At 49.9% G+C, this 8,905-nt stretch carries 7 protein-coding genes and 1 pseudogene; 7 read left to right on the plus strand and 1 reads right to left on the minus strand.

All coding sequences use genetic code 11. The annotated features are described in order from the left end of the window. The 5 genes and pseudogenes from BHE85_RS06005 to clsC form a co-directional block, all read left to right on the plus strand. Positions 1–306 (plus strand): integrase core domain-containing protein (locus BHE85_RS06005; protein WP_032232747.1); only part of this gene is annotated, 306 nt, incomplete at its 5' end. 35 nt (positions 307–341) lie between these two features. Then, a pseudogene (gene csgC, locus BHE85_RS06010) lies at positions 342–551 on the plus strand (curli assembly chaperone CsgC); the annotation flags it as partial. 120 nt (positions 552–671) lie between these two features. Further along, positions 672–983: a protein YmdA gene (gene ymdA, locus BHE85_RS06015; protein ID WP_000489579.1), complete on the plus strand. Its 312-nt coding sequence runs from the start codon at positions 672–674 to the stop codon at positions 981–983. A gap of 95 nt (positions 984–1,078) precedes the next feature. Next, positions 1,079–1,612, plus strand: coding sequence for an O-acetyl-ADP-ribose deacetylase (gene ymdB, locus BHE85_RS06020; protein WP_000857405.1), 534 nt, complete (start codon positions 1,079–1,081; stop codon positions 1,610–1,612). Next, a complete protein-coding gene (gene clsC / locus BHE85_RS06025) occupies positions 1,554–3,035 on the plus strand; it encodes a cardiolipin synthase ClsC (protein ID WP_011379237.1) in 1,482 nt (493 codons plus the stop codon). Before ymdB ends, clsC begins: the two co-directional genes overlap by 59 nt. 7 nt (positions 3,036–3,042) lie before the next feature. On the opposite strand, the gene mdoC is transcribed toward clsC, so the two are convergent. Beyond that, positions 3,043–4,200 carry a glucans biosynthesis protein MdoC gene (gene mdoC / locus BHE85_RS06030; RefSeq protein ID WP_001070335.1) on the minus strand — a complete coding sequence of 386 codons (1,158 nt, stop codon included), beginning with the start codon at positions 4,198–4,200 and terminating at the stop codon, positions 3,043–3,045. 393 nt (positions 4,201–4,593) lie between these two features. On the opposite strand from mdoC, the gene mdoG reads away from it, so the two are divergent. Then, positions 4,594–6,129, plus strand: coding sequence for a glucans biosynthesis protein MdoG (gene mdoG, locus BHE85_RS06035; RefSeq protein WP_011379236.1), 1,536 nt, complete (start codon positions 4,594–4,596; stop codon positions 6,127–6,129). Further along, positions 6,122–8,665 (plus strand): glucans biosynthesis glucosyltransferase MdoH, encoded by a 2,544-nt coding sequence (gene mdoH / locus BHE85_RS06040; protein ID WP_071844769.1) that lies wholly within the window; start codon positions 6,122–6,124, stop codon positions 8,663–8,665. Before mdoG ends, mdoH begins: the two co-directional genes overlap by 8 nt. The last annotated feature ends 240 nt before the right edge of the window (positions 8,666–8,905 follow it).

Genomic DNA, 8,905 nt, shown 5'->3' on the forward strand with positions numbered 1-8,905 from the left:
AAAGGTTCTCAGTATGTATCGCTGGCCTACACACAGCGGCTTAAGGAAGCCGGATTACTGGCATCAACAGGAAGTACAGGCGACTCGTATGACAACGCGATGGCGGAGAGCATCAATGGTCTTTACAAAGCGGAGGTAATACACCGTAAGAGCTGGAAAAACCGTGCAGAAGTGGAACTGGCCACACTCACGTGGGTGGACTGGTATAATAATCGACGATTGCTGGAAAGGCTGGGCCACATCCCTCCGGCAGAAGCAGAAAAAGCTTATTATGCTTCCATCGGAAACGATGATCTGGCAGCCTGAGTTCACAGATAAAACACTCTCCAGGAAACCCGGGGCGGTTCATGTCCCTGCGCGAAGGCGGTTCAGGGCAAAGTCAGACGAAGCAAGAAAAGACCCTCTCATTGCCTGCTAATCAACCTATTGCTTTGACGAAGTTGAGTTTAAATATTTCCCCGGAAGATCGGGTGAAAATAGTTGTTACTGTTTCTGATGGACAGGCACTTCATTTATCACAACAATGGCCGCCCTCTTCAGAAAAGTCTTAATTTGTTGAAATGTCGAGCATAAGATGAATCTGGAGAGAATGGTCTGCTGCGAATCAGCCAACCTGAAAGTATGGATAACACAACCCTCAAGGATGACTAATCATTGAGGAAATAGAATAAATGTTCAGACCTTTTTTAAACTCTCTTATGCTCGGCAGTTTGTTTTTTCCTTTTATTGCCATCGCAGGAAGCACCGCGCAAGGGGGCGTGATCCATTTTTATGGCCAAATTGTGGAACCGGCATGTGACGTCAGCACCCAGTCATCACCCGTAGAAATGAACTGCCCACAGAATGGTTCTGTTCCGGGAAAAACCTATTCCAGCAAAGCGTTAATGAGCGGCAATGTCAAAAACGCGCAAGTAGCCTCAGTAAAAGTGCAGTATATTGATAAACAGAAAAAGCTGGCTGTAATGAACATCGAATATAACTAAGTTTCTGAACAACGCACGTTGCTGAGTAGAAAAATGCGATTTAACCAAAAAGCCTGCTGTACACTTAAGAAACAAGAAGGTGTTAAGGAGGCGTTATGAAAACGCGTATTCATGTTGTGCAGGGTGATATTACCAAACTGGCCGTTGATGTGATTGTGAATGCGGCTAATCCGTCATTAATGGGAGGCGGCGGCGTCGATGGGGCCATTCATCGCGCAGCGGGTCCGGCCCTGCTGGATGCCTGTTTAAAAGTCAGGCAACAGCAGGGCGATTGCCCTACGGGGCATGCCGTTATTACGCTTGCAGGCGATCTTCCCGCTAAAGCCGTAGTACACACCGTCGGGCCAGTCTGGCGTGGTGGTGAACAAAACGAAGACCAGCTTTTGCAGGATGCCTATCTCAATAGTCTGCGACTGGTGGCGGCAAACAGCTATACGTCAGTGGCATTTCCTGCAATCAGTACTGGGGTTTATGGTTACCCTCGTGCGGCAGCGGCTGAAATCGCAGTAAAAACCGTTTCAGAATTTATTACCCGTCACGCTTTACCCGAACAGGTATACTTTGTCTGTTATGATGAAGAAAACGCCCACCTCTACGAAAGACTCCTTACCCAACAAGGAGATGAATGATTTGCCCCGGCTGGCGAGCGCGGTGCTGCCACTGTGTTCGCAACATCCCGGTCAGTGTGGTCTTTTCCCTCTGGAGAAAAGTCTGGATGCGTTTGCCGCCCGGTATCGTCTGGCCGAAATGGCAGAGCATACGCTGGATGTTCAGTATTACATCTGGCAGGACGATATGTCGGGTCGGTTACTGTTTTCCGCCCTGTTAGCCGCAGCAAAGCGTGGCGTTCGCGTCCGTTTGTTGCTGGACGACAACAATACGCCCGGACTTGACGATATTTTACGCTTGCTTGACAGCCATCCCCGCATTGAAGTCCGGCTTTTTAATCCTTTCTCGTTTCGCTTGCTGCGTCCGCTTGGTTATATCACCGACTTTTCCCGTCTCAATCGCCGTATGCACAATAAAAGTTTCACTGTCGATGGCGTGGTTACCTTGGTGGGAGGACGAAATATTGGTGATGCCTATTTTGGGGCAGGGGAAGAGCCACTTTTTTCGGATTTAGATGTTATGGCAATAGGACCCGTGGTAGAGGACGTTGCCGATGATTTCGCCCGCTACTGGTATTGCAAATCGGTTTCACCCTTACAGCAGGTGCTGGATGTCCCGGAAGGTGAAATGGCGGATCGCATCGAGTTACCCGCCTCCTGGCATAACGATGCCATGACGCATCGTTACTTACGCCAAATGGAATCCAGTCCGTTTATAAATCATCTGGTTGATGGAACGTTGCCGCTTATCTGGGCGAAAACACGTTTATTAAGTGATGATCCGGCGAAAGGGGAGGGCAAGGCAAAACGGCATTCACTGTTACCGCAGCGCCTGTTCGATATCATGGGCTCACCCAGTGAACGCATCGATATTATCTCTTCCTATTTTGTACCGACACGCGCAGGTGTGGCGCAACTCTTACGGATGGTGAGAAAAGGGGTAAAGATTGCGATCCTAACCAATTCTCTTGCCGCTAACGATGTTGCTGTCGTCCATGCCGGATACGCGCGCTGGCGCAAAAAATTGCTCCGCTATGGCGTGGAATTATATGAACTCAAGCCGACGCGTGAACAAAGTAGTACGTTACACGATCGCGGCATAACCGGTAATTCCGGTGCCAGCCTGCATGCTAAAACCTTTAGCATCGATGGTAAAACGGTGTTTATCGGCTCTTTCAATTTCGATCCACGTTCGACATTGCTCAATACTGAAATGGGCTTCGTGATAGAGAGCGAAACGCTGGCACAGTTAATTGATAAACGCTTTATACAGAGCCAGTATGATGCGGCCTGGCAGCTCCGTCTGGACAGGTGGGGACGGATCAACTGGGTTGATCGTCATGCAAAGAAAGAGATTATTCTCAAAAAAGAACCCGCCACCAGTTTCTGGAAGCGGGTTATGGTCAGACTGGCGTCGATATTGCCCGTGGAATGGTTATTGTAAATGTGGCTTAACGGGCTGGTGCTTTATCGTTCTCACGCTTAACAACCGGTTTACCAGAAAACAAAAACTTCAGTAACGGGATGCGTAAATGAATTTCATACAGAATTATCGCAATCCCTACTACGAATATCAGGCCACAGAGAAAACCAAGCCAGTTGGAGGTGATGTGCGGTGTAATGTATGCGCCGAAAAACAGCGTTAACGGGTGGTGAACCAGATAGATAAATAGCGATGCGTTAACAAAGTAAGTCACCCGCGCTGACTGGAAGTTAAGCAAACGGTGGCCAAAGGAGAAGACCACATTCACCATCCACAGACCGAGGACCATGGTGATCACCGACTCGGTTTCGTACATCCAGGCATCGCCACTGCCATAGCGTTGGTTGAGTAAATAAGCGACAAATGCCAATGCTGCTGCAAGGGTACAGCCACGAGACGGCGTGGTAAACAAGGCTTTAAGATGAGGGAAAATGAAAGCCAGTGCACCGAGGATAAAGAACGGCAAATAAAATAGCGTTTGCATGACAATAAAATTGAACATGCCATTACTCAGAATGGGCGGATACACAATAAAAATCGTTCTTCTTATTACCGCATAGCCGATGCCGAGGCATAAAAAAATCACCGATAGTTTTACCATCGAGAATTTTTTATTCGTTTTATCAGAATTTTCTAAATTATTTCTGATGCGTTTAAATATCCATACGCACAGCGTCGTCATGACTACTAACACCAGTAAAAACCACAGGTGTGATATTAATTCCCAGGCCAACGTATTATATTTGTCATACAATGACAGCCCAGGCCAACTTTCCGCTTTCCCTTTGACGTATTGCAGCATAATAAATTGCGGCAATGTCAGTAAGGGGATGGCTGTTAACATCGGGATACCTACACGTTCGACACGTACTTTCCACCATTTTTTCAAGGGATAGCGTAAAAAAAGCATGTAGGAAAAGTAGCCGGATATAACGAAAAATACCAGCATGCGGAACGAGTGGATGAAGTCATTAAAAAGGGTCAGCCACAATGACGGTTCGGCGCTATTCACATGCCATGTATGGCTCGAATAGATTAAAGAAATATGAAAAGGGATCCCTAACAACATCAGCCAGGCGCGGATGGAGTCGAGGAAATATTCACGTTGCGCGGGTACTGGATTCATATATGGTTAACTAATCTCGGATTTTTCGTCTTATCCCTGTCGGGTTATGCCTTTAGGCTTGTTGCCATAGCGACACCGACCTGACCGCGCCAGGCGCAGGCTTCAAGGTTTTTATGCATAGCATAATCGCTACCACTAACCAGAATGGAAGCGTCTGTAAGACGGTTGATAAATAAAATTGCTGGCAAACCCTACACGAAGTCGATGCTTCTGTCTTTAGGAGAAGCACGGAAAGTGAAAACGGTTGCAATCAGGTGCTTAATCCATGAGCCAGCGTGCTGAACGATACCGGGATTCTGTTGTCGGAATGGCTGGTTATCCATTAAAATGGATCGGATCGATATAAGCACACAAAGGGGGAAGTGCTTACTAATTATGAAACATAAACTACAAATGATGAAAATGCGTTGGTTGAGTGCTGCAGTAATGTTAACCCTGTATACATCTTCAAGCTGGGCTTTCAGTATTGATGATGTCGCAAAGCAAGCTCAATCCTTAGCCGGGAAAGGCTATGAGGCGCCCAAAAGCAACTTGCCCTCCGTTTTCCGCGATATGAAATACGCGGACTATCAGCAGATCCAGTTTAATCATGACAAAGCGTACTGGAACAATCTGAAGACCCCATTCAAACTCGAGTTCTACCATCAGGGTATGTACTTCGATACCCCGGTCAAAATAAATGAAGTGACTGCCACCGCAGTCAAACGAATCAAATACAGCCCGGATTATTTCACTTTCGGCGATGTTCAGCATGACAAAGACACGGTAAAAGACCTTGGTTTTGCCGGTTTTAAAGTGCTTTACCCGATCAACAGCAAAGATAAAAACGATGAAATCGTCAGCATGCTCGGGGCCAGCTATTTCCGCGTGATTGGTGCAGGTCAGGTTTATGGCCTTTCTGCCCGCGGCCTGGCAATTGATACCGCCTTGCCATCGGGTGAAGAATTTCCACGCTTCAAAGAGTTCTGGATCGAGCGTCCAAAACCGACTGATAAACGTTTAACCATTTATGCATTGCTTGACTCGCCGCGCGCGACAGGTGCTTACAAATTCGTGGTTATGCCAGGGCGTGACACGGTTGTGGATGTGCAGTCGAAAATCTATCTGCGCGATAAAGTCGGCAAACTGGGGGGTGCACCGTTAACCAGTATGTTCCTGTTTGGGCCGAACCAACCGTCGCCTGCAAATAACTATCGTCCGGAGTTGCACGACTCTAACGGTCTCTCTATCCATGCCGGTAATGGCGAATGGATCTGGCGTCCGTTGAATAACCCGAAACATTTAGCGGTTAGCAGCTTCTCGATGGAGAACCCGCAAGGCTTCGGTCTGTTGCAGCGCGGTCGTGATTTCTCCCGCTTTGAAGATCTCGATGATCGTTACGATCTTCGTCCAAGCGCATGGGTGACTCCGAAAGGGGAGTGGGGTAAAGGCAGCGTTGAGCTGGTGGAAATTCCAACCAACGATGAAACCAACGATAACATCGTCGCTTACTGGACGCCGGATCAGCTGCCGGAGCCGGGTAAAGAGATGAACTTTAAATACACCATCACCTTCAGCCGTGATGAAGACAAACTGCATGCGCCAGATAACGCATGGGTGCAACAAACGCGTCGTTCAACGGGGGATGTGAAGCAGTCGAACCTGATTCGCCAGCCTGACGGTACTATCGCCTTTGTGGTCGATTTTACCGGCGCAGAGATGAAAAAACTGCCAGAGGATACCCCGGTCACAGCGCAAACCAGCATTGGTGATAATGGTGAGATAGTTGAAAGCACGGTGCGCTATAACCCGGTTACCAAAGGCTGGCGTCTGGTGATGCGTGTGAAAGTGAAAGATGCCAAGAAAACCACTGAAATGCGTGCTGCGCTGGTGAATGCCGATCAGACGTTGAGTGAAACCTGGAGCTACCAGTTACCTGCCAATGAATAAGACAACTGAGTACATTGACGCAATGCCCATCGCCGCAAGCGAGAAAGCGGCATTGCCGAAGACTGATATCCGCGCCGTACATCAGGCGCTGGATGCCGAACACCGCACCTGGGCGCGGGAGGATGATTCCCCGCAAGGCTCGGTAAAGGCGCGTCTGGAACAAGCCTGGCCAGATTCACTTGCTGATGGACAGTTAATTAAAGACGACGAAGGGCGCGATCAGCTGAAGGCGATGCCAGAAGCAAAACGCTCCTCGATGTTTCCCGACCCGTGGCGTACCAACCCGGTAGGCCGTTTCTGGGATCGCCTGCGTGGACGCGATGTCACGCCGCGCTATCTGGCTCGTTTGACCAAAGAAGAGCAGGAGAGCGAGCAAAAGTGGCGTACCGTCGGTACCATCCGCCGTTACATTCTGTTGATCCTGACGCTCGCGCAAACTGTCGTCGCGACCTGGTATATGAAGACCATTCTTCCTTATCAGGGTTGGGCGCTGATTAATCCTATGGATATGGTTGGTCAGGATTTGTGGGTTTCCTTTATGCAGCTTCTGCCTTATATGCTGCAAACCGGTATCCTGATCCTCTTTGCGGTACTGTTCTGTTGGGTGTCCGCCGGATTCTGGACGGCGTTAATGGGCTTCCTGCAACTGCTTATTGGTCGCGATAAATACAGTATATCTGCGTCAACAGTTGGCGATGAACCATTAAACCCGGAGCATCGCACGGCGTTGATCATGCCTATCTGTAACGAAGACGTGAACCGTGTTTTTGCTGGCCTGCGTGCAACGTGGGAATCAGTAAAAGCCACCGGGAATGCCAAACACTTTGATGTCTACATTCTTAGTGACAGTTATAACCCGGATATCTGCGTCGCAGAGCAAAAAGCCTGGATGGAGCTTATCGCTGAAGTCGGTGGCGAAGGTCAGATTTTCTATCGCCGCCGCCGTCGCCGCGTGAAGCGTAAAAGCGGTAATATCGATGACTTCTGCCGTCGCTGGGGCAGCCAGTACAGCTACATGGTGGTGCTGGATGCTGACTCGGTAATGACCGGTGATTGTTTGTGCGGGCTGGTGCGCCTGATGGAAGCCAACCCGAACGCCGGGATCATTCAGTCGTCGCCGAAAGCGTCCGGTATGGATACGCTGTATGCGCGCTGTCAGCAGTTCGCGACCCGCGTGTATGGGCCACTGTTTACAGCCGGTTTGCACTTCTGGCAACTTGGCGAGTCGCACTACTGGGGACATAACGCGATTATCCGCGTGAAACCGTTTATCGAGCACTGCGCACTGGCTCCGCTGCCGGGCGAAGGTTCCTTTGCCGGTTCAATCCTGTCACATGACTTTGTAGAAGCGGCGTTGATGCGCCGTGCAGGTTGGGGGGTCTGGATTGCTTACGATCTCCCGGGTTCTTATGAAGAATTACCGCCTAACTTGCTTGATGAGCTAAAACGTGACCGCCGCTGGTGCCACGGTAACCTGATGAACTTCCGTCTGTTCCTGGTGAAGGGTATGCACCCGGTTCACCGTGCGGTGTTCCTGACGGGCGTGATGTCTTATCTCTCCGCTCCGCTGTGGTTTATGTTCCTCGCGCTCTCTACTGCATTGCAGGTAGTACATGCGTTGACCGAACCGCAATACTTCCTGCAACCACGGCAGTTGTTCCCGGTGTGGCCGCAGTGGCGTCCTGAGCTGGCGATTGCACTTTTTGCTTCGACTATGGTGCTGTTGTTCCTGCCGAAGTTATTGAGCATTTTGCTTATCTGGTGCAAAGGAACGAAAGAATACGGCGGCTTCTGGCGCGTTACATTATCGTTGCTACTGGAAGTGCTTTTTTCCGTGCTGCTGGCTCCGGTACGCATGCTGTTCCATACGGTCTTCGTTGTCAGCGCGTTCCTTGGCTGGGAAGTGGTGTGGAATTCACCGCAGCGTGATGATGACTCCACTTCCTGGGGTGAAGCGTTCAAACGCCACGGCTCACAGCTGCTGTTAGGGTTAGTGTGGGCTGTTGGGATGGCGTGGCTGGATCTGCGTTTCCTGTTCTGGCTGGCACCGATTGTCTTCTCGTTGATCCTGTCACCGTTTGTTTCGGTGATTTCCAGCCGTGCCACCGTTGGTCTGCGAACCAAACACTGGAAACTGTTCCTGATCCCGGAAGAGTATTCACCGCCGCAGGTGCTGGTTGATACCGATCGCTTCCTTGAGATGAATCGTCAACGCTCCCTTGATGATGGTTTTATGCACGCGGTGTTTAACCCGTCATTTAACGCTCTGGCAACCGCAATGGCGACCGCGCGTCACCGCGCCAGTAAGGTGCTGGAAATCGCCCGTGACCGCCACGTTGAACAGGCGCTTAACGAGACGCCAGAGAAGCTGAATCGCGATCGTCGCCTGGTGCTGCTAAGCGATCCGGTGACGATGGCCCGTCTGCATTTCCGTGTCTGGAATTCCCCGGAGAGATATTCTTCATGGGTGAGTTATTACGAAGGGATAAAGCTCAATCCACTGGCATTGCGTAAACCGGATGCGGCTTCGCAATAAAAACGTAGTTGCCTGATGCGCTACGCTTATCAGGCCTACATCGTTCCTGCAATTTATTGATTTTGCAAGATTTTGTAGGTTGGGTAAGGCGTTCACGCCGCATCCGGCAAAAACAACGAGCCAATAAAAATACCGGCGTTATGCCGTAATGCCGATCAGTTAAGGATCAGTTGACCGATCCAGTGGCTGTGTAAGAATCCGGAAACGCTCACTTGTTTCCGGATTTTTTTATGCACATTG

It is taken from the genome of Shigella sp. FC1567 (genome assembly GCF_001743015.1).
In the GTDB taxonomy this organism is placed as follows: domain Bacteria; phylum Pseudomonadota; class Gammaproteobacteria; order Enterobacterales; family Enterobacteriaceae; genus Escherichia; species Escherichia coli.

Coding starts and splice junctions, on each gene's coding strand:
- ymdA (WP_000489579.1), top strand. CDS start 672: ATGTTCAGACCTTTTTTAAACTCTCTTATGCTCGGCAGTTTGTTTTTT.
- ymdB (WP_000857405.1), top strand. CDS start 1,079: ATGAAAACGCGTATTCATGTTGTGCAGGGTGATATTACCAAACTGGCC.
- clsC (WP_011379237.1), top strand. CDS start 1,554: ATGATGAAGAAAACGCCCACCTCTACGAAAGACTCCTTACCCAACAAG.
- mdoC (WP_001070335.1), bottom strand. CDS start 4,200: ATGAATCCAGTACCCGCGCAACGTGAATATTTCCTCGACTCCATCCGC.
- mdoG (WP_011379236.1), top strand. CDS start 4,594: ATGATGAAAATGCGTTGGTTGAGTGCTGCAGTAATGTTAACCCTGTAT.
- mdoH (WP_071844769.1), top strand. CDS start 6,122: ATGAATAAGACAACTGAGTACATTGACGCAATGCCCATCGCCGCAAGC.